The following is a 19355-nucleotide window of genomic DNA, read 5'->3' on the forward strand; positions in this document are numbered from 1 at the left end:
CGGTCGCGTCGACCAAATCGGTTCCGCCCGATCGGCCGTGATCAGCCGCGGTCGCCGAGCGCGAGGGCGTCGATGCCGAGCGCGTCGAGCTCGACGTTGTCGGCGACGAGGTCCGCGGCCCGGTCGTACGGGGAGCGGTCGTCCGCCTCCGCGGTCGCGTCTCCGTCCCGAGCGCGCGAGCCGGCCGCGGGGCGCGATTTCCCCGCGGCCGCGAACGCCCGTTCGACGAACGCCTCCCGGACCGTCTCGTTCTCGAAGATCCCGTGGAGGTAAGTCCCCAAGGCTCGGTCGGTCGCCGCGCTCTCCGGGCCCACCGGTCGGGCGACCGACTCCGCCGGCGACGACCGGCCCATGTGGATCTCGTAGCCGGTCGCGGTCCCGGTCGCTCCCGCCAAGGGACCGATTCCGTCGACCGATCGTGTCACGCGCTCGACGCGCTTGTCGGGCGAAAAGTGTGTCTCGACGGGGAGCACGCCGACGCCCACGACGGTCGAGCGCGAGCCGGTGCCCTCCACGTCGGCGCCCGTGATCCGCTCGCCGAGGAGCTGATAGCCGCCGCAGATCCCGACTATCGGCCCCTCGAAGCGCCGGATCGCCTCGTCGAGGCCGGCCTCGCGCAGCGCGAGCAGGTCGTCGACAGTGTTCTTCGAGCCGGGAAGCACGACCGCGTCGGCGTCGGCGAGGGGGTCGCGGGCGGAGGCGTCGAGCGGGACGTACGCCACCCGGACGCCCGGCTCGCGCGCGAGCGGTTCCAGATCGGTGAAGTTCGAGATCCGCGGGAGCCGCGGGACCGCGATCCGGACCGCCTCCGCGTCGGGGACCCCGTCGTCCGCGCCCAGGGCGGCTCTGCTCCCCTCGCCGCCCCCGCCGCCGGCGTCTCCCGCGTCCGGCAGCGAGAGGCTGTCCTCCGCCGGCAGACCGGGGTCGTCGTGGGGGACGACGCCGACGATCGGGACGGCAGTCCGGTCCTCGATCTCCGCGATGCCCGGTTCGAGGAGGGACGGGTCGCCGCGGAACTTCGTGATGACCGCGCCGGCGACGCGCTCGCGCACGTCGTCGGGGAGGAGTTCGAGGGTCCCGTAGAGGCTCGCGAAGGCGCCGCCGCGCTCGATGTCCACCGCGATCAGGATCCGGGCGTCGGCGAAGCGGGCGCACTCCACGTTGGCGAGGTCGCGGTCGTGGAGGTTGATCTCGGCGATGCTCCCCGCGCCCTCGGCGACGATCACGTCGTGGTCGGCCGCGAGGCGGCGGTGGGCCGCGACCGCCGCGTCCCGGGCGGTCTCCCAGTGCGACTCGTAGTACTCGCCGGCAGCAAAGTGGCCAACCGCCTCGCCGTCGATCACCAGTTGGCTCTCGCCGTCGCCGCGCGGCTTGAGGAGGACGGGGTTCATGTCGGTCGTCGCCGGGACGCGGGCCGCCCGCGCCTGCACGTGCTGGGAGACGCCGATCTCGCCCCACTCGCCGTCGGGCGCCAAGGCGACCCGGGCGTTGTTGCTCATGTTCTGGGCCTTATACGGCGCCACCGAGACGCCCCGGCGCGCGAGGAGCCGACAGAGCCCGGCCGCGAGCGTGCTCTTGCCGGCGTGGCTCGCGGTGCCGGCGATCAGGACGGTCTCCGCCGTCTCGCCGGTGTCCGTCGTCTCGCTCACGGCCTCAGTACTCCGTCCCCCGCCGGGCGCGGTGGCCCGCGTCGAACGGGTGCGCCACCTTCCGGACGTTGGTGATCAGGTCGGCGACGCCCTCCAGGTACGCCGGCTCGGCGTGGCTCCCGGTGAGGACGAGTTCGAGGTTCTCGGGCTTCGACTCCGCGAGCGCGACGACGTCGTCCGGGTCGACGAGCCCGCGGTCGGCGGCGTACAGCACCTCGTCGAGTACCAGCATGTGGACGCCCTCGTCGGGGTTGCCGTTGAGCGGGAGGGGCTCGGTCAGGTCCGCGTCGCCGGCGCCGGCGACGAGTTCCTCCGCGCGCTCGAACGCCGCGCTCGCCTTCGCCGCGTGCTCGTCGTCGCCGGAGCCGTCGAGGAGGCCGTGCCAGCCGTAGTGGCCGGCGTTCTCGTAGGAGAACCCCGGCATGGCGGCGATCGCGTTGTACTCCCCCCTGACGCCCTCGACGCTGTCGGCGCCGCCCTTCATGAACTGGAGCATGTGGACGCGGTAGCCGTGGCCCGCGGCCCGGAATCCCATCCCCATCGCCGCCGTGGTCTTCCCCTTACCGTCGCCCCACCACGCCTGCACGAGCCCGAACTCCTCGGGCGCGGCGGGCTCGATGGGCTCCGGTTCGGGGGCGGCGCCGCCGCCGGGAGTGCGCGCCCGGTTCGCCGCCGACTCGTCGCCCTCGGCCGATGTCGCCGTGGTCTCGTCGCTCGATGCCGCCGCGTCGCCGTCGTTGGTGTCTGTGTCGTCAGTCGTCATGGTTCGAAGACCTCCGCCCGGTCGTCGGCGACGACGCCGTGCTCGGCGTCGGCCGGCGGACCGGGGTAGTCGCCGTCCGGGTACCGCGACCGCAGGCTCGCGCGGACCGCGTCCCGGACGCAGACGCGAGCCGCCGCGCCGACCGGGGTGGCGCTGCCCGAGAACGCCGCCGGATCTCCGGTCGGGTCGTCGCCGACGACCACCGCGTCGCTGGTGGTCCCCGGCACGCCTGCCGTCGCGAGCAGCGTCGCCGCCTTCGCCTCCGCCGCGACCGCGACGAGATTCTCGGCCGCGCCGTCCGCGAGCCGGCGCGTCGTGCCGACGATCAGGTTGACCGTGCCGGGGCGGTCGGGGCGCGCCGTCGGTTCCGCGGGGGGCACCTCGCCGGACCCGTCCGCGTCGCGCTCGGCGTCGTCGGGGGCGGCCGCCGTCGCTCCCGCCGGGTCCATCGGGAGCATCGCCGGGTTCGACAGGCCGGCGGTCGCGTACGCGACGACCGGCCCGCGACGCGCGCCGCGGGCGTGGTCCATCGAGACGCCGGTAAAGAGGGTCGGCGGCTCGCCTTCAGTTCCGAACCCCGCCCGAGACAGCCGCTCGTCGCGGTACGCGCCGAGGTCGGTCCGGTCGAACCCCTCCGGCACCGAGACGTTGTAAGCGGCCGCCGACCGCGATCGACCCCCGTTCCAGCCGGTCGAGAGCCAGCGCGTCCCGGGCCGGCGCAGGCGGAGCACGCCCTCGCGGACGGTCGCGTCAAACACGCGAATCCGCCTCCGGTTCCCCGTTCACGCCCAGCGCCGCCAGCAGCCGATCGTTCTCGGCGGGCCGGCGCACGGCCACCCGGACGTGCGAGTCGAGCCCGCGGAAGGTGGTCGCGTCCCGGACCGCCACGCCGCGGTCGCGGGCGTCGGCGACGACCCGGTCGACGGACCGGCCGCTCTCCGCCACGTCGAGGAGCAGGAACGGCGCCTCGGAGGGCGTCACGTCGTAGCGCTCCGCGAGCGCCGCCGCCATCCGCGAGCGCTCCGCCCGGACGCGGTCGCGGGTCTCCCGGACGAACGCGTCCCGTCGCATGCAGTGCGCGCCGGTCGAGAGCGCCGGGACGCTCACGTTCCACGGCCGCCGGGCGCGCGCTAACGCCGCGCCCAGCTCCCCCGTCGCGACCGCGAACCCCGTCCGGATCCCGGGGAGCCCGAACAGCTTCGTCAGCGACCGGGCGACGACGACGCCCGCGGTCCCCGCGAGCGAGGGGCGGTCGGTGAACCCGCGGAACGCCTCGTCAATGAGGAGGACGGTGTCGGCCGCGCGGCACCGCGCCGCGAACCGCTCCAGCTCCCCGCGCTCGTAGTCGGTTCCCGTCGGGTTGTTCGGGGCGCAGACGACCGCGAGCGCGTGGTCTTCCGGGTCGGCGTCGAGGATATCGTCGGCCGAGGCGAAGGCGGGGTCGCCGCCTTCGAGGCGGACCTCGCGGGCGTACTCGCCGAAGCTCGGCGCCGGGAGCAGGGCGGTGTCGCCCGGATCGACCGCGAGCCCGATCGCGGCCCGGATCGCGGCGAGCCCGCCGGGCGAGGGAACGACCGCGTCCGGGTCGCAGTCGACGTACGCGGCGGCGGCCTCGCGGAACGACTCCGGGGGCTCCGCGGGGTACGACCGCGCGGCCGCGAACGCCTCGCGGTACGCCTCCTCGACCCCCGGCGGGACCTCGGGGTTGGTGTTCGCCGAGAAGTCCAGCAGGTCGGGGTCGTCGCTGCTTCCGTGCGGTTCGCGGTCGAGGCCGAGCGCGCTGTCGAGGTTCATGGGTCGGTGGGGTGTCGGTCCGGTCCGTCGTCCGTCAGCAGCCGTTCTGCCGTCCGCACGTCCGACGGGTAGTTGACGTTGACGGCGAGCCGGGCGTCGTCGGTGAGGTGGACCGCGCCCGCGTCGCGGTCCGCCGACGCTTCGCCTTCGTCGTCGCCCTCCGCGTCACTCTCGTCGCCCGCCCCGCCGACGACGTTGATCCCGGCCGGAACGACCTCGCGCCCGTCGATCTCGGTCGTCGCGTCCGCGCTGACGCCCAGGTCGCGCTTCCGGGCCGCCGGCACGCAGACGGTGAGCGAGTCGCCGTCGGCGGCGCGGGCCGCGTCGAGGACCGCGTTCACCGCCGCGGCGTCGAGCAGCGGGAGGTCGGCGGCGACGGTCAACAGGGGGTCTCCGCCCGCGTCGACCGCCTCCATCGCGTGCCGCAGGTCGGCGACGTACCCGTTCCCGGGCGCGTCGACGACCGACAGGGACGGGGAGCCGCTCGCGCGTTCGGCGAGGCGCTCGCGCGTCCGCGTCGCGTGCGGGGAGACGACCGCGTGAGTCGCCTCGATCCGGCTCGCGGCGAGCGCGTCGAGCACGCGGTCGACCATCGGGCGCCCCGCGACCTCGCGGAGCGGCTTCTCCGCCTCGCCGCCGAGGCGGGTCCCCCGGCCGCCGCACATCAGAAGCGCGTCCACGCGATCACCCCCGCGTGCAGCGCGGCGACCCGCGCGACCTCGGTCGTCGCCCCGAGCACGTCGCCCGAGACGCCGCCGAGCCGCCGGCGGGACCACAGCCGGATCACCGGCGCCGTCGCCAGCGCGGCGAGCACGGCTGCGAGAGCCGGCAGGAGCCGCGGCCACGCGAACAGCGCGGCGGGCGCCGCCAGCGCGAGGACCGGGAGCGCGGCCCGAGCCGACGACTCGCCGGTCAGGGCGGAGCCGAGCCCCTCGTGGGGCGCGTCGCCGACGCAGACCAGCGTCGCGGTCGCGGCCTTCGCGCCGACCTCCGCGGCGACGACGAGGCCGAGCGCGGCGAGGGGGACGCCGCCGCGCGCGGTCGCCCCGACCTCGACCAGTCCGAGCGCGGCGGTCGCCAGCCCGAGGACGACCAGCGCGAGCGCGACCGTCCCGCCGACGCCGAGCTGGGAGTCCTTCAACACGCGCCGGCGCTCCTCGCGGTCCCCGTGGACGACGGCCGCGTCGCCGAGGTCGGCCACGCCGTCGAGGTGACCGATCCCGGTGACGGCGTAGACGGCGAGCACGAACGCGAGCGCGACCGTGGGAGCGGGGACGGACGCGGGCGGCGAGGCGAGCAGCAGCGGCAGGGCGACGAGCCCGCCGACGAGATACCCGACGACCGGGAACGCCCACGGCGAGCGCGCGAACGCGTCCCACGCCGCCTCGTCGCGGCCGACCGGGATCCGGGTGAGGAAGCCGACAGCCCCCCGGAGCGCGGTCAGGGCCATCCGACCACCCCTGATGGGGACAGGATCCATCCAACCGCCGCCAACCACCCCGCCGCGAGCGCGACCGCGACCGCGCCGGCGACGCCGACGAGCCGGACCGCCCGCTCCGCGTCGGCGACGCTCGGCGGGCTCGCGTCCGGGTTGAGGACGTAGTGGCCGGGCTTCTCCAGCCGGGCGTCGAGCGCGGCCGCCGCGGTCGCCATCGGCCACCCGGAGTTCGGCGACGACGGCTCCTCCGCCCACGAGGTCCCTCGGCGGAGCGCGTCGAGAGAGCCGGCCGCGAGCGCCAGACACCCGGCGGTCGCGCGGGCCGGGAGGAACATGATCGCGTCGTCGAGGCGCGCGCTCGCCCAGCCGACCGGCTTCGAGCGGTAGCCGAGCATCGAGTCGAGGGTGTTGACGGCCTTCACCCATACCGCGCCGGCGGTCCCCGCGGCGAGCGGGAGGGCGGATCCAGAGGGCGCCACGGGGGCGGCGGACCCCGCCATCGCCCCCGCCGCGAGTCCGACCGCCGCTCCGAGCGCGAATCCGCCCAAGGGCGCGACGAAGCCGTCGGCGAGGTTCTCGGCGGCGCTCTCGACGGCCGCGCTCCGGAGGTCGGCCGGCGAGAGGTCGGTCGCGTCCCGGCCCGCGAGCGCCCGGAGCGACTCCCGGGCCGCGTCGGGATCGGTCTCGGTCAGCTCGACGACCTCCGCGGTCGTCTCAAGCAGCATCCGGAGGCTGACGCTCGCGAAGAGGAGCGCACCGGCGACGAGGACGGGGGAGACGGGGAACCCCCCCGCGGCGGGGAGACCGCCCGCGGCCGCGACGGTCACGCCCGCGACCGCCGCGGCGGCGAGGGGGAGCCCGACTGCGACTGCGAGTCCGACGAGCCGAGGATGCGACCACGTCCGGTCGAAGCGACCCACGACCGACCCGAACAGCGCGACGGGGTGGAGCTGCGTCGGCGGCTCCGCGAGCGCGAGGTCGAGGGCGACCGCGATCGCCAGCGCGGCGAGGGACGGGAGCGCGGGGCCGAGAGGAGTTGCGGAGCCGAGGAGCGGGAGCGCGGTCGCCATCGCGGTCACAGCCCGTCGAGGAACGCGTCGAACGCCCCGCTCTCCGGGTGGACGTGACAGTACGTTCCGAGCGTTCGGTGTTCGGTCAGTCCGTCGTGTTCCCCGTCGATCCCGGTCCCGCGCTCCACGTCGAAGGCAAACCGGGCGTCGCTCGCGGCGTCGGCCTCCGAGTAGTGGAACTCGTGGCCCCGCAGGGTCGCGCCCGCGGAGGCCGTCGGCGCGTCCCGCCGCGCCCGCAGCTCGACGTGGTCGAGCGCCTGATACCGGTCGCGCATGGCCACGTCCGCCGGGAGGACGCCCGCCATCGCGTGCGTCTCGCCCGCGACGGTCGTCACCGACTCGGCGAGCGCCATCAGCCCGCCGCACTCGCCGAGCACGGGGGTCCCCTCGGCGGCCGCGCTCGCGATCTCGTCGAGCGCCGGGCTTTCGGCCAGCTCCGCGGCGTGCAGTTCCGGATAGCCGCCGGGGAGGTAGACGCCGTCGCAGGGCGGGAGGGGGTCGCCCGCGACCGGGGCGAACGTCTCGACGGTCGCCCGCTCGCGCAGGCGTTCGATCGTCGCCGGGTACGCGAACCGGAACGCGTCGTCGCGGGCGACCGCGACGCGGGGGCGGGCGTCGGGCGCCTTGGCCGTGCTCCGCGCGCCGTTCGGCTCCGCCCCGCCCGCCGGCTCCCGGGCGAGATCGACGAGCCGGTCGGTCCGGAGCCCCTCCGCGGCCGCGTCGAGCGCGTCGTCGGGCAGGGGCGACTCGTCGCCCATCTGGAGCCCGAGGTGGCGGTCGGGGACCGTCAGGTCGTCGTTCGGCGGGATCCGACCGAAGTACGCGAGGTCGTCCGGGAGCGCGTCGCGGATCCCCTCGGCGTGTCGCCCGCCGTGCGCGCGCTGGGCGATCACCCCGGCCACGTCGATGTCCCGGCCGATCCGGTCGGCGTAGGTCCGGAAACCGAGCGCGGTCGCCGCGACGCTCTCCATGCCGGCGCTCGCGTCGACCACGAGGACGACCGGGAGGTCGAGCGCCTCGGCGACCGCGGCGGTGCTCGACCCGTCGCCGTCGTACAGCCCCATCACGCCCTCGACGACGCAGACGTCGCCCTCGCCGCGGGCGTAGTTCCGGCGGAGGCCGCCCTCGCCCTGGAGCCACAGGTCGAGCGTGCGCGACGGGCGCCCCGCCACGCGCTCGTGGTGGCTCGGGTCGATGAAGTCGGGGCCGGCCTTCGCCGGCTGCACCGCGTGCCCGGCGGCTTCCAGCGCCCGGATCGTCGCGAGCGTCGCGACCGTCTTGCCGACGCCGGAGGCGGTGCCGCCGAGGACGAGGCCCCTCACGGCTGGGCCCCCTTCTCGGCCAGCAGGCGGTCGGTGAGCGCGACCACGCGGTCCCGCACGTCGCTCGCGGGGACGCCGGCGCGCTCTGAGAGCGCCAGCGCGCCCCCCATCCCGACGCCCTCCTTCGCCTCGCCGCGGGCGTACGCCGCCGTCGCCGGGTGGTCGCCCTCGCCGAACGCCGGGTCGGTCGCGGCCAGCCGCAGGTCGAGGTCGTCCGCGAGCGCCGCCACGTCCGCGGAGGGGTCGTCGGCGACGAACGAGGTGGTCGCGAGCGGGAGGCGGCGCTCGACGCCCGCGTGTCGCGCGAGCGCGGCGACCGCCGCCAGCTGGGTCCCGCCCGCGAGCGTGACCGGCACGCCGCGCTCGACCGCCCCGACCGCGAGGCCGGCGGCCGCGGCGAGCACGGGGTCGCCCATCAGCCGGAGCGCGTCGAGGGGGTCGCCCGCGGCGTCGCCCGCGGCGATCCCGCTTTCGGCCAGCCCCTCCTCGACGACCGCGCGCTTGGTCTCGAGGGGGTTCGCCGCCAGCGATGAGGAGACCGCCGGGCGCTCCCCGAGCGCGGTGAGCACGCCGAGCGCGGTCGTCGTGCCGCCGGGGATCGTCTCGGCGACGAGGAGCTCGGGGTCGGTGGTGTCGTTGTCACCGTCGCCCGCGTCCGTCTGTCCCCCCACCACCTCCGGCACCAGCCCGCGCGCCGCCTCGAAGACGGCCGCGGCGTCCGGAACCGGCTCCGCGTTCCGCACGTCGCCGCCGGGCGCGGCGCCCGCGTCGAGCACGGGTGCCTCGGTCGGCGCCGTCGGGACCGCGAGCCCGGCGTCGACCCCGACGAAGTCGAACCCGACGACCTCCCGCACGGCGCGGGTGACGACCGCCGGCGTCGGGCAACCCGAGGGACTCACCGGGACGACCGAACTCGGGGCCGGTCGCCCGTCAGCGACGATCTCGAGGTCCGCGCTGGGCGTGTGTCTCCGCAGTTCGGGGTCGGCGCCCGCGGCGCTAATTCCGTCGATCGCGGCGGTTGCGGTCGTTCCCGCGACGACCGCGAGGATCGCGTCCGTCACGCGACACCACCGCCCCGTCGCCTCAGTCGGTCGGCGGTCCCGTCCGACCGATCGCGTCCGTCGTCCGCCCTATCGATAACAACCACTAGCGGTTGATTAGCACAACCGGACTTTAACTGATCGGGATGCCGGACTCGCGGCGAGGTGGCTCACGATCTTCGGCGCGGCGCATCTCGTCGTCCTCTCCGACCGAGACGGCGCCTAGACGTACCCGTCGACCATGTTCTCGACGTACTTCGCGATCACGTCCACTTCGAGGTGCACGGGGTCGCCGACCGACTTCTGCGAGAGCGTCGTCAGCCGGTAGGTCGTCGGGATGACGGCCACGTCGAACGCTCCGTCCCGCTTCTCGGCGACCGTCAGCGAGATGCCGTCGAGCGTCACGGACCCCTTGTCGACGAGGTAGTCGGCGTGGCCCTCGGGGATAGAGAAGCTGAACCGCCAGTCCTCGCCGACGCGCTCGATCGCGGTCACCTCTGCGACCGTGTCGACGTGACCCTGCACGACGTGGCCGTCGAACCGGCCGTCGGCGGGCATCGCGCGCTCGACGTTGACCGCGTCGCCCTCGCGGACGTCGCCGAGGTAGGTCTTCGCGACGGTCTCGCTCGCGAGGAACACCTCGAACCAGTCGGCGTCGTTCGAGGCGCCGTCACCCTCCTCGCCGTCACCCTCGCCGCCGTGGCCGTACTCCTCGACCGTGAGACAGACGCCGCTGACGCTGATCGACTGGCCGTGGTGGAGGTCGTCGAACCCCTCGACCCCGTCGACGGCGATCCGGAGCCGGAGGCCGTCGTCGGTCGCGGTCCGCTCGCGGACGGTTCCGGTGTCCTCGACGATGCCGGTGAACATACCGGATCTGGGCGCGCGCGACACATTATCGGTTCGGTGTTCGGTCGGAGCGATCGCCGCCGACCGCGACGCGGACGCGCTCCGCCGACGCCGCGCCCCTTTTGACCCCCGGGAGCCAATCCGGTCGCAATGAGGCTCGGACTGACCGACATGATCGGGCTGGCGGCGTCGCTGATCTTCGCCATCCCGCTCGCGAACTACGCGGTCATCCGGCTGTTCGCCGGCGAGGTGGCGCTCGGCGTCGGCCTGCTCGTCGTCGCCGCCGCGATGGTCGTGCTCCCGCAGTACTTCCTCGACCCGGGGCGGATCGTCCGGGGGCTGCTCGCGGGGCTCCTCCCCCGACAGCTCCGCGGGCTCGCCGGCCTCGACCCTGCGGACAAGAGCCCGTCCGACGCGGACTCGATCGACGGAGAGCAGACCGAGGCGACGCCCGAGGACGCGACCGCGGTCGAGAAGTGAGGGTTCCGCCGGAGGCGCGAGCGCCGTCTTTCACTCGCGCGCGGCCGGCGCGATCCCGAACGGATACTCGGCCAGCACCTCGTACCCGTCCTCGGTGACGGCGACGAGGTCCTCCAGCCGGACGCCGCCGATCTCGGGGTCGTACACGCCCGGCTCGACCGTCACGACGTGGCCCGGCCGCAGTTCGCCGGCCCCCGACAGCGACGGCGACTCGTGGAGGCTCACGCCCACGCCGTGGCCGGTGCCGTGGGTGAAGCCGACCTCGCCCTCCCCCGCGTTCGGGTCGAACCCGTACGCGCCCAACTCGGCGGCGGCCTCGCCGTGGACCGTCTTGGCCGGCACGCCCGGCTCGATCTCGTCGAGCGCGACCTCGCGGGCCGACTCGACCGCGAGGTGAGCCCGCCGCTCCCAGCCGCCGTCGCCGTCGACGACGAACGTCCGGGTGAGGTCGCCGCGGTAGCCGTCGGGCCCGCGCGGCGAGACGTCGATCAGCACGGTCTCGCCCGGCCGGATCGGGTCGTCGCCGACGTAGTGGAGGTCGGCCGCCGACGGCCCGGCACCGATCGCGGTGTCGCCGGCGTCCCGGACGCCGCGGGCGGCGAGCGCCGCGTTCACGGCCCGGCGCAGGCGCTCGGTCGTCAGGGGCGCGCCCTCCCAGCGGAGGGGCGGTCTGCGGTCCGCGTCGGGATCGGCGTCCGCGTCCTGGTCCGCGTCGGGATCGGCGTCCCCCTCGACGACCGCGCTCTCGGCCAGCACGGTCTCGGCGCGGGCCATCCCGGCGACCGCCGCGCGCTGGACGCGCCGGAGTCGCTCGATCTCGCGGTCGGTCTTCCGCGCTCTGGCAGTCTCGACCGCGTCGGTCGACGCGAGCGCGTTGCCGGCTCGTTCGAGGTACACCGCCGCGTCGTGGGGGATCGACGGAGGAACGAGGAGGGTGGGGTCGTCGTCTCGTTCGGTGGCGGCGTCTCGGTCGTTCTCGTCGCCTTCTCCGTCCCCGAGCAGGTCGCGCACGGCGGCCGCAGCGCGCTCGCCCGCGTGGTCGCCGACGCGCTCCGTCCGTACCTCGCGGACGACGCCGTCGTGGAACGCGGCGCCGTCGGCGCCCTCACCGCCGTTTCGAGTGCGCGCGCCGGCGACGAACTCCCGGTGGGCCTGCTCGCGGAACAGGGCGGGGGCACAGAGGGCGGCGCGGCCGGCGGCGTGGGCGTCGCGGTCGCCGCTCTCGGAATCAGGGTCGTCACTCTCGGCGTCGCGGTCGTCATCCGGAACGATCACCAGCGCGTACGCCCGGTCCGGTCCAGAAAAACGCGTGAGGTACCGAAGGTCGTCGTCGAACCGGTCGCCGACCGCGACGAAGGCGGCGGCGTCCGCGGCCGCGACCGCCTCGGCGATCGGGGCGAGGTCGGTGCGGAGCGGGGAGAGTCGGTCGGAGTCGGACGAGCCCCCGCCCGCGTCGTCGCTCCCGTCGCTCACGGCTCGGGCTCGGGGACGGCCAGCTCCGCCTGCACCTCCTCGACGAGCTCCTGCGGGGGCTCGTCGCGGAGCTCGTTGAACAGGAGGACGCTGATCGGGAGCGTCGGGGCGCCGCTGATCAGGCTCTCCATGATCACGAGCCGCTCGCGGGCGCGGGACATCCCGACGTAGAACACGCGGCGCTCGTTGTCCGTGAGGACGGGGACCGGGCTCGTCGTCTTCGTGAACTCCTCGACGCCGTCCACGTCGGTCGGGTCGTCGATGGAGGCCGCCATCTGCTCGACCACCTTCTCGGTGAGGTCGGTCGCGACGAACACGTGGTCGGCCTCGCGGCCCTTCGCGGAGTGGATGGTGCCGACGCGGACGCGGGTCGGGTCCATCCCCTCGTAGTCGCCGCCGAAGTACGCGCCCATCGACTTCCGCTGGAAGCTCGTCACCTTCCGGACCATGTCGTCGGCGCTCGACGCGTCCGGCATGAAGGGGATGAACTCGTCGAGCTCGTCGACGGTCACCTCGATCTGGGCGACGTCGTCGGCGTCGGCCGCCTCCTCGCGGTCGTCGAGGAAGTCGTAGAACTCGTCGCGCTCGTGGGTGCCGAACGCCGAGTCCTGCAGCATGTCGGCGAGGCGCCGGGCCTCGAGCCCGTTCACGGGGTCGCCGGCGTCGGCCTTCTCGATGGCGCTGACGTAGTCTTGCACGCGGTCGGTCCACATCCGACCGTCGGTCAGCATGGTGAAGGGGATCCCGTGGTCGATGAACTCGTCGATGAAGTCGAACATCTGGTAGCGCGCCCGGAACAGGCACATCACGCTGCCTTCGTCGTCCTCGACGGTGTACCGGACGTTCCGGACGAGCTCGAGCATCGACGGCGACTCGATCGCCTCGACGGTGCCGCCCTCCTTGCGGGGGTGGAGGTCCTTCTCCTGCCGCTTGTCGATGTGGCGGATCTCGGCGTTGACGACGTTGAGGATCTCGGAGGGGAGCCGGTAGGAGTTCGGGAGCACCACGTCCTCGTCGACGTCGGTGTCCAAGAGGAGGTCGGGGTCGGCGCCCTGCCACGCGTAGACGACCTGGTCGTCGTCGCCGGCGATGAGCACCTTCCGCATGTGGGGTTCCCACTCCTCGAAGACGTTGTACTGCAGCGTCGTGATGTCCTGGAACTCGTCGATGATCAGGTACTCGACGTTCGGGACGAGCGAGCGCTGGGCGACGCGTTCGAGCATGTCCGCGAAGCCGACCAGGTCGTGGTCGCCCTTGTAGCCGCGCCACGCGCGGATCGTCTCGGGGATGTCGATCCGGTCGTCGTCGGAAGGCCAGGTTGGCGTGTACTTGTTCCCCTGCTGGGCGTTGGGGTCCTCCTCGGGCGGGAGCCGGACCTCCTCGACGTTCCACTGGAAGGGCACGTCGTACCAGTCGGCCACGTCGCGCTCGGTGCGCTGGAGCCACTGCGAGGTGGCGATGATCTTGTTGCCGATGGTCGTCGACCGCGCGGTCCGGCGGCCGGCGCCGCCATGCTGGTCCTCGAACTCGATGCCGTACTCCTCGCAGAACGCCTCCTTGTCGTCCTCGCCGACCACGTCGCCGCGTGAGAGGTCGAGCAGCTCGTACGCCTTCGCGTGCATGGTACAGACGTTCCCCTGGAGGGTGCGGGGGGAGATGTCGAGGCGCTCGGCGAGGCGCTCGCGGATCTCGGCGGCGGCCGCGCGCGTGTACGAGACGACGAGCACGTCGCGGACGTCGGCGTCCTCGTCCTCGAGGATCCCCTCGACGCGGTCCAGAAGCGCCGTGGTCTTCCCGCTGCCCGGACCGCCGAACAGTCGCGTCACCGTGGGATCGGTCATTGTCTACTCCAGAGTCCGACTCTCCTTAAACGCCGTGGCTCGGCCCGTTCCGGAGGGAACGCCGCGTCGGGCCGTCTCGCCGTCTTCCGTCGGGGGGTCGACATGGGCTCAGTCGGTCGCCGGCGCGCTCAGTTGCTCCGCGTCGCCCGCGCCTCTCGCACGTCGGCGCCGTCGCGGACGAGGTCCTCGCAGGCGGGGCAGACTCTGGGCCGATCGACCTCGTTCGGCGTGAACACCCGAACGTAGTCGGTCGTGACGAACGAACCGCAGTTCTGGCAGGTCGGCATACTCGCCACTATCGATTGATACCACATAATACTGCCGCCGACTATCGTCGAAAGAAAACCGCTAACCGGTCGTGCGACGCCGTCGGCGTCAGGTCGGACGCCAGTCGCACACGTCGCACTGCGCGGTTCCCTCGGGGTGTAGCGCACCGCATTCCGGACACTGAAGCTTGTTATAGGATCGCTCCCAGCGTACGATCTCCGTCTCGTGGCCGCGATCGGACAGGAACTCGTCGAACACGTCGTCGTCCGCGCTGGGTGCACTACTAGACATGCATGCTAGTGAATGCCACGCGAGTATAAATATCTTGTTGTGGCTCTATCAATCTGCGAAAACGGCAACGAACGATCGACGATCGACGACAGAACTGTGCAAAAGCTATCCCGCGAACCGACACCCACCTGCGGCGGCGGCCCCGTCTCCGCGGCGGCGACGTCCTTCTGCGACGCCCCTTTCACGTCCGGGCGTGTGGGGGCCGGCATGCCGACCGTCAGCGACACCTACATGGAGAACCGCCAGCGGGTCCAGCCGACCCACACCAACAACTACGAGTCGGCCCACGGGGGCAACGTCGTCAAGTGGATGGACGAGATCGGCGCGATGTCTGCGATGCGCGCCGCCGGGGAGACCTGCGTCACGGCCAAGATCAACGGGCTCGACTTCAAGCGGCCGGTCCCCCAGGGCGACACCTGCATCGTCGAGTCGTACGTGTACGCGGTCGGGCGGACGAGCCTCCGGACGCGGATCCGCGCGTTCCGCGAGTCCCCCCGGACCGGCGACCGCGAGCTGACGACGGAGTCGTACTTCGTGTTCGTCGCGGTCGACGCCGACGGGGACCCGACGCCGGTTCCGGAGCTGACGGTGGAGGGCGAGCGCTGCCGGGAGCTGCGCGACGCCGCGCTCGCGGCCGAGCCGGACGGGGACCGCTGAGGACAGCCCTCCCGGCGGAGCACCGCCGCGGTCAGTAGTCCCCCAAGACGCCCAGCCGCCGCGCCCGCCGCGTGGCGTAGTGGAAGACCACGTAGCCGCCGAGGAGGTAGCCGACGGCGACGGCGACGAGGAGCGCGAGGTCGGCGAGCCCGAACTCCCACAGCCGCACGCCGTCGACCATCGCGCGCTGGAGCATGGCGCTCCCGTGCGCCAGCGGGAGGAACCGCGTCCACGGCGCGTCGAGGACCGGTGCCGATATCAGCGCGATGAACCCGAACTGCAGCAGGTTCAGCCAGTTGCCGATCCGCTTGTACAGCACCGTCACGCCGCCGGCGGCGAACCCCAGCCCCAGCACCGACGTGATCGCGAGCCCGGCAACGGGGACGACCGTGATCGGGTCGAGGCTGAGCCGGGTCCCGGTGAGTAAAAGCATGACGGCGAGCACGACCGCCGAGGTGAGGAACGTCCGGACCACCTTCGCGACCCCCTTCAGCAGGGCGACCGGCGCGAACCCGAACGGCGTGGTGATGTGTCGCTCCAAGGTCCCCCACTGCACCTCACTGCCGATGTCGTTCGACACCGACGAGTACGCGCCGACGGAGAGCGTCCACAGGAAGTAGCCGACGATGATCCCGGACAGCGAGTCCGTCAGCGCCTGCCCGGCCAGCAGCCGCCCGCCGTAGAAGAGGACGCCGAAGAAGAACAGCGCGACGACGATCCCGCCGATCGCGTTCGCCGGGTACCGGACGAAGATCAGGTACTCACGGTAGAGGACGGCCCGCGCGAGGTGGGAGTACGTGGCCGGCCGCGGGTCGTCGACGGGGTCGGCGGGGTCGGCGGGAGCCGAAGACCGGGCGCGCTCGGACCCGGACGCGGCTGAGCCGTCGCGGCTCACGGCGACCGCCCCCGCGGCTCCGCGCCCGGCTCCGTCCCGGTGAGATCGACGAACACGTCCTCCAGTTCGGGACGAACGGTCTCGATCGCCTCCACCGTGACCCCCGCCTCGCGGAGCGCGTCCATCAGCTCGTACAGGGCGTCGCCCGCGGCGGCGACCTCGACGGCCGTCGAGCCGGGTCGGTCTCGTCCGCCCTCACCGAGACCGGTCTCGACGCCCCGCACGTCGAACCGCTCGCGGAGGCTCGCCGCGAGGGCGTCGTCGATGTCGGCGCTGACGACGCGGACGACGTCGCGGTCGGTCCCCGTGAGGAGCGCCGCGACGGTGTCGTCGGCGACGATCCGTCCGTTCGCCATCATCACCACCCGGTCGCAGACGTCCTCGATGACGCCCATGTCGTGGCTGCTGAGGACGATGGTGAGTCCTTCCTCGCGGGCGAGTCGCCGGAGCTCCCGTCGGAGCGTCCGCGAGCTCTCGACGTCGAGCCCGAGCGTCGGCTCGTCGAGGAAGACGAGCTCCGCGCCGCCCGCGAGCACGCTCGCCAGCGACACCTTCTGTTTCATCCCCCGCGAGAGCTCTCGGACCGGCGTGTCGGCCTTCTCGGTCAGCTCGAGCCGGTCGAGCAGCCGGTCGTGCCGGGCCCGGACCGAGTCCGGGTCGACGCCGGCGATCGTCGCGAAGTACCGCAGGTTCTCGCGGACGGTGAGCCGCCAGTAGTCATTACGGGCGCCCTCCAACATCGCGTCGACGTTCGCGTAGGCGGCCCGGCGCCCGTCGCCGACGTCGGCGCCGAACACCCGGACCGAGCCGGCGTCGGGGAGGACGATCCCGAGCGCGCACTTGATCAGGGTCGTCTTGCCGGCCCCGTTCGGGCCGAGCAGGCCGACGATCGAGCCGCGCTCGACGGTCAGGCTGACGTCGTCGACGGCGAGGACCGAGTCGTCGCCGTCGCCGAACCGCTTCGAGACGCCCTCGATCGCCAGCGCCGGCGGGGAGGCGTCCGCCTGCTCGTCGTTGGACCGGGACTCGTCGAACCGGGACTCGTCGCGCCCGCGGGGACCACCGCGTTCGCTCGCCGCGCTGCGTGCCATCACGGGACGGTACGTGCCGAGCGCGGATATATCCGCGCTCGGGAAGGTCCCGGGGCGGGACGGTCTCAGACGCCCGGACGGGTCCGGAGAATCGATCGCAGACGGAGACGATATGAAACTTACATTTTATAACCAATGACCGTGATGTACCTCGCGTCGCATGTGGGTGGTAACCTGTCACATGAGTCGGGGACGGAATCGAGTAGTCAATCATAACGAGGGGGAGGAACGATGACGACCGGGATCGACGTGGCGGTGGCCGCGGTCCCGCTGCTTCTCGCCGGCGTGCTGCTGGTCGGGTTCCTCTGGCCGGCGACGCGAGCGATGCCGCTGGCGTGGGTCGCCGCGCTGGTGATCGGGTACACCGCGTGGAGCATGCCGGTGAACTGGCTGGCCGCGGCGTCCGCGGTCGGCGTGATGACGGCGATCGAGATCCTCTGGATCGTCTTCGGTGCGCTCGTCCTCCTGTACACCCTGATGGAGGCCGGCGCGTTCGACCGGATCAACCGCGGGTTCGCGACGGTCAGCGACGACCGGCGCGTACAGATCGTGTTGATCGCCTTCTTCATGGCGACGTTCATCGAGGGGGCCGCCGGCTTCGGGACGCCCGCCGCCGTCGTGGCGCCGCTGCTCTTGGGGCTCGGCTTCCCGGCGCTCGCGGCGGTCGTCGCGGCGATCATCGGACACATTATCGCGGTCACGTACGGCGCGGTGGGGACGCCGATCGTGGTCGGGATCCAGAGCCCGTTGGAGGACGTCGCGTTCACCCGCGACGCGATCGAGGCCGGCGGCATGACCGTCCAGGACTTCTCGGTCGAGGTGGCGGCGTGGGCCGCGACGTATCACGCGTTGGTCGGGTTCGTGATGCCGCTGTTCGCGGTCGGCATGGTCGTGTACTTCTTCGGCGACCCCGACGAGCGCTCGCTGGCGCCGGCCTGGGAGGTCGCGCCGCTGTGTATCGCCTCGGGGATCGCGTTCGCGGTCCCGTACTGGGTCTCGGCGTGGTACCTCACGGCCGAGTTCCCGGCGCTCATCGGCTCGATGGTCGGCGGCGCGATCATCCTGAGCATCCTGCGTGCGGGGTACCTCCTGCCCGACGAGGAGTGGGACTTCCCCGAGCGCGACCGCTGGGAGGACCACTGGGTCGGCTCGATCGAGCCCGGGCAGTCGAACGGGTCGAACGCCGGCGGCGCGGAGAGCCGCGGCGGCGTCTCGCCGGAGACCGAGTCGACCGACCTCAGCGGCGGCGAGGAGATGTCGCTCCTGAAGGCGTGGTCGCCGTACGTCCTGCTCGTGGTCCTGCTGGTCGTGACCCGCGCGGTCGGACCGATCTCCGATTTCATCAACCGCGACATCTTCATCGTCAGCTGGAGCGACATCCTCGGGACCACGCTCGGCGGGAGCGTCGCGTGGATGAACGTGCCGGGCTTCTGGCTGCTCGTGAGCGCCGTGCTCGCGATCCCGATCTTCGGGATGTCCGGAAAAGAGGTCGGTGACGCCTGGAAGGAGGCCGGCCGGAAGATCGTCTCGCCGTTCATCGCCCTCGTCTTCGTCATCGCCATGGTGCAGGTGATGCTCCAGTCCGGCGCGCATCCGGGCGCGCCCGAGGTCGGCAGCATGATCGTCCTGCTCGCGCAGACGACCGCCGACATCCTCGGCGTCGCCTACCCCGCGTTCGCCTCGCTGATCGGCGCGCTGGGCGCCGCGATGGCCGGTTCGAACACCGTCTCGAACATCACCTTCGGCGCGTTCCAGTTCGAGGCGGCGACGCAGCTCGGGCTCCCGCGGACGATCATCGTCGGCGCGCAGGCCGTCGGCGGCGCGATCGGGAACCTGGTCGCGATCCACAACCTCGTCGCCGCGCTGGCGACGGTGGGCCTCCTCGGACAGGAGGGGCGGGTGATGCGGCTCAACCTCATCCCGCTGCTGTACTACGCGACCGGCGTGGGACTGCTCTGCCTGCTGTTCAGCTACGTGCTGTTCCCCGGCGTGTTCTGAGCGCGGGAGCCGCACCGCTGCGCGGTCTCTTTATAAGCGTCGACGGCGACCGGCGAGCGGTGCGGCCGGTGGTCGGGGAACGGTGCGGTCGGCGGTGGGCGAGCGAATCGAATCGGCTACCGGTTCAAAAGTGAGCGTCGCTCAGGCGCGCAGCCACGCCAGCAGGCGCGCGGCCGGGCTGGTCGTCGCCTCGAGGTCTTCGGGGCGCGGGGTGTCTTTCAGTCGCGCGGCGTCGTTTTCGAGGATCGTTTTGCTCTCTGCCATAACAATGACTGATCGTGGCCATACGCGGATAAGCAGCTCGGAATCGTACCGTATCGTGGAGAATAGTTCATTATGCATCAATTATCTGTCCGCGACTTTCGTGAAGGTTCAGGCGCGGCTCCGCCTCCTTCGAGCGACCGGCGCGATCGACCCGGAACCCCCGCGTGGGTGAC

At 72.9% G+C, this 19355-nt stretch carries 20 protein-coding genes; 3 read left to right on the top strand and 17 right to left on the bottom strand.

What is annotated here, in order from left to right; genetic code table 11:
• Positions 1-41: 41 nt before the first annotated feature.
• The 10 genes from CK500_RS01540 to CK500_RS01585 all read right to left on the bottom strand — a co-directional run bounded on the left by CK500_RS01540 (position 42) and on the right by CK500_RS01585 (position 9946).
• Entirely contained in the window at positions 42-1649 is a 1608-nt protein-coding gene (locus tag CK500_RS01540) for a cobyric acid synthase (protein WP_095635495.1), read from the bottom strand.
• A 4-nt stretch (positions 1650-1653) separates the two neighbouring features.
• Positions 1654-2412, bottom strand: coding sequence for a cob(I)yrinic acid a,c-diamide adenosyltransferase (locus CK500_RS01545; protein ID WP_095635496.1), 759 nt, complete (start codon positions 2410-2412; stop codon positions 1654-1656).
• Positions 2409-3170, bottom strand: coding sequence for an adenosylcobinamide amidohydrolase (locus CK500_RS01550; protein ID WP_095635497.1), 762 nt, complete (start codon positions 3168-3170; stop codon positions 2409-2411). Before CK500_RS01550 ends, CK500_RS01545 begins: the two co-directional genes overlap by 4 nt.
• Positions 3163-4206: a pyridoxal phosphate-dependent aminotransferase gene (locus CK500_RS01555; protein ID WP_095635498.1), complete on the bottom strand. Its 1044-nt coding sequence runs from the start codon at positions 4204-4206 to the stop codon at positions 3163-3165. The genes CK500_RS01550 and CK500_RS01555 overlap by 8 nt, the downstream gene beginning before the upstream one ends.
• On the bottom strand, positions 4203-4871 hold the full coding sequence (locus tag CK500_RS01560; RefSeq protein ID WP_095635720.1) for an NTP transferase domain-containing protein: 669 nt from the start codon (positions 4869-4871) through the stop codon (positions 4203-4205). The genes CK500_RS01555 and CK500_RS01560 overlap by 4 nt, the downstream gene beginning before the upstream one ends.
• Positions 4871-5656, bottom strand: a complete 786-nt coding sequence (gene cobS / locus CK500_RS01565) for an adenosylcobinamide-GDP ribazoletransferase (protein WP_095635499.1) — start codon at positions 5654-5656, stop codon at positions 4871-4873. The genes CK500_RS01560 and cobS overlap by 1 nt, the downstream gene beginning before the upstream one ends.
• Positions 5647-6714, bottom strand: a complete 1068-nt coding sequence (locus CK500_RS01570; RefSeq protein ID WP_095635500.1) for a CobD/CbiB family cobalamin biosynthesis protein — start codon at positions 6712-6714, stop codon at positions 5647-5649. The genes cobS and CK500_RS01570 overlap by 10 nt, the downstream gene beginning before the upstream one ends.
• Positions 6715-6719: 5 nt before the next feature.
• Complete coding sequence (locus CK500_RS01575; RefSeq protein ID WP_095635501.1) at positions 6720-8036, bottom strand: cobyrinic acid a,c-diamide synthase; 1317 nt, start codon at positions 8034-8036, stop codon at positions 6720-6722.
• The gene (locus CK500_RS01580) at positions 8033-9097 is read right to left on the bottom strand and encodes a nicotinate-nucleotide--dimethylbenzimidazole phosphoribosyltransferase (RefSeq protein WP_095635502.1); all 1065 of its coding nucleotides are present in this window, start codon (positions 9095-9097) and stop codon (positions 8033-8035) included. Before CK500_RS01580 ends, CK500_RS01575 begins: the two co-directional genes overlap by 4 nt.
• A 201-nt stretch (positions 9098-9298) precedes the next feature.
• The gene (locus tag CK500_RS01585) at positions 9299-9946 is read right to left on the bottom strand and encodes a riboflavin synthase (protein WP_095635503.1); all 648 of its coding nucleotides are present in this window, start codon (positions 9944-9946) and stop codon (positions 9299-9301) included.
• A 129-nt stretch (positions 9947-10075) separates the two neighbouring features.
• Between CK500_RS01585 and CK500_RS01590 the strand changes: the two genes are divergently transcribed.
• On the top strand, positions 10076-10405 hold the full coding sequence (locus CK500_RS01590; protein ID WP_095635504.1) for a DUF7533 family protein: 330 nt from the start codon (positions 10076-10078) through the stop codon (positions 10403-10405).
• 30 nt (positions 10406-10435) lie between these two features.
• On the opposite strand, the gene CK500_RS01595 is transcribed toward CK500_RS01590, so the two are convergent.
• From CK500_RS01595 to CK500_RS01605, 4 genes are all read right to left on the bottom strand, one after another.
• Positions 10436-11878 carry a M24 family metallopeptidase gene (locus tag CK500_RS01595; RefSeq protein WP_095635505.1) on the bottom strand — a complete coding sequence of 481 codons (1443 nt, stop codon included), beginning with the start codon at positions 11876-11878 and terminating at the stop codon, positions 10436-10438.
• Complete coding sequence (locus CK500_RS01600) at positions 11875-13719, bottom strand: UvrD-helicase domain-containing protein (protein WP_095635506.1); 1845 nt, start codon at positions 13717-13719, stop codon at positions 11875-11877. The genes CK500_RS01595 and CK500_RS01600 overlap by 4 nt, the downstream gene beginning before the upstream one ends.
• A gap of 128 nt (positions 13720-13847) precedes the next feature.
• Entirely contained in the window at positions 13848-14006 is a 159-nt protein-coding gene (locus CK500_RS17275; RefSeq protein ID WP_008002314.1) for a DUF7563 family protein, read from the bottom strand.
• Between the two features lie 88 nt (positions 14007-14094).
• On the bottom strand, positions 14095-14277 hold the full coding sequence (locus CK500_RS01605; protein ID WP_095635507.1) for an HVO_0416 family zinc finger protein: 183 nt from the start codon (positions 14275-14277) through the stop codon (positions 14095-14097).
• Between the two features lie 207 nt (positions 14278-14484).
• Here CK500_RS01605 and CK500_RS01610 point away from each other — a divergent pair, with 207 nt between their 5' ends.
• A complete protein-coding gene (locus CK500_RS01610) occupies positions 14485-14934 on the top strand; it encodes an acyl-CoA thioesterase (protein ID WP_095635508.1) in 450 nt (149 codons plus the stop codon).
• 31 nt (positions 14935-14965) lie between these two features.
• On the opposite strand, the gene CK500_RS01615 is transcribed toward CK500_RS01610, so the two are convergent.
• Together CK500_RS01615 and CK500_RS01620 are read right to left on the bottom strand one after the other, a co-directional pair.
• On the bottom strand, positions 14966-15829 hold the full coding sequence (locus CK500_RS01615; RefSeq protein WP_095635509.1) for an ABC transporter permease: 864 nt from the start codon (positions 15827-15829) through the stop codon (positions 14966-14968).
• A complete protein-coding gene (locus tag CK500_RS01620) occupies positions 15826-16920 on the bottom strand; it encodes an ABC transporter ATP-binding protein (RefSeq protein WP_095635510.1) in 1095 nt (364 codons plus the stop codon). Before CK500_RS01620 ends, CK500_RS01615 begins: the two co-directional genes overlap by 4 nt.
• Positions 16921-17151: 231 nt before the next feature.
• Here CK500_RS01620 and CK500_RS01625 point away from each other — a divergent pair, with 231 nt between their 5' ends.
• Positions 17152-18918, top strand: coding sequence for an L-lactate permease (locus CK500_RS01625; RefSeq protein ID WP_095635511.1), 1767 nt, complete (start codon positions 17152-17154; stop codon positions 18916-18918).
• 141 nt (positions 18919-19059) lie between these two features.
• Here CK500_RS01625 and CK500_RS17715 read toward each other — a convergent pair whose 3' ends face one another.
• Positions 19060-19182: a hypothetical protein gene (locus tag CK500_RS17715; RefSeq protein ID WP_255521201.1), complete on the bottom strand. Its 123-nt coding sequence runs from the start codon at positions 19180-19182 to the stop codon at positions 19060-19062.
• Between the last annotated feature and the right edge of the window lie 173 nt (positions 19183-19355).

It is taken from the genome of Halorubrum salipaludis (genome assembly GCF_002286985.1).
Classification (GTDB): domain Archaea; phylum Halobacteriota; class Halobacteria; order Halobacteriales; family Haloferacaceae; genus Halorubrum; species Halorubrum salipaludis.

Excerpts from the sequence above, each read along its gene's own strand:
- CK500_RS01625 (WP_095635511.1), top strand. The coding sequence starts at position 17,152 with ATGACGACCGGGATCGACGTGGCGGTGGCCGCGGTCCCGCTGCTTCTC.
- CK500_RS01555 (WP_095635498.1), bottom strand. The coding sequence starts at position 4,206 with ATGAACCTCGACAGCGCGCTCGGCCTCGACCGCGAACCGCACGGAAGC.
- cobS (WP_095635499.1), bottom strand. The coding sequence starts at position 5,656 with ATGGCCCTGACCGCGCTCCGGGGGGCTGTCGGCTTCCTCACCCGGATC.
- CK500_RS01620 (WP_095635510.1), bottom strand. The coding sequence starts at position 16,920 with ATGGCACGCAGCGCGGCGAGCGAACGCGGTGGTCCCCGCGGGCGCGAC.
- CK500_RS01585 (WP_095635503.1), bottom strand. The coding sequence starts at position 9,946 with ATGTTCACCGGCATCGTCGAGGACACCGGAACCGTCCGCGAGCGGACC.
- CK500_RS01545 (WP_095635496.1), bottom strand. The coding sequence starts at position 2,412 with ATGACGACTGACGACACAGACACCAACGACGGCGACGCGGCGGCATCG.
- CK500_RS01600 (WP_095635506.1), bottom strand. The coding sequence starts at position 13,719 with ATGACCGATCCCACGGTGACGCGACTGTTCGGCGGTCCGGGCAGCGGG.
- CK500_RS01605 (WP_095635507.1), bottom strand. The coding sequence starts at position 14,277 with ATGTCTAGTAGTGCACCCAGCGCGGACGACGACGTGTTCGACGAGTTC.
- CK500_RS01560 (WP_095635720.1), bottom strand. The coding sequence starts at position 4,871 with ATGTGCGGCGGCCGGGGGACCCGCCTCGGCGGCGAGGCGGAGAAGCCG.
- CK500_RS01610 (WP_095635508.1), top strand. The coding sequence starts at position 14,485 with ATGCCGACCGTCAGCGACACCTACATGGAGAACCGCCAGCGGGTCCAG.
- CK500_RS01590 (WP_095635504.1), top strand. The coding sequence starts at position 10,076 with ATGAGGCTCGGACTGACCGACATGATCGGGCTGGCGGCGTCGCTGATC.
- CK500_RS17275 (WP_008002314.1), bottom strand. The coding sequence starts at position 14,006 with ATGCCGACCTGCCAGAACTGCGGTTCGTTCGTCACGACCGACTACGTT.
- CK500_RS01570 (WP_095635500.1), bottom strand. The coding sequence starts at position 6,714 with ATGGCGACCGCGCTCCCGCTCCTCGGCTCCGCAACTCCTCTCGGCCCC.
- CK500_RS17715 (WP_255521201.1), bottom strand. The coding sequence starts at position 19,182 with ATGGCAGAGAGCAAAACGATCCTCGAAAACGACGCCGCGCGACTGAAA.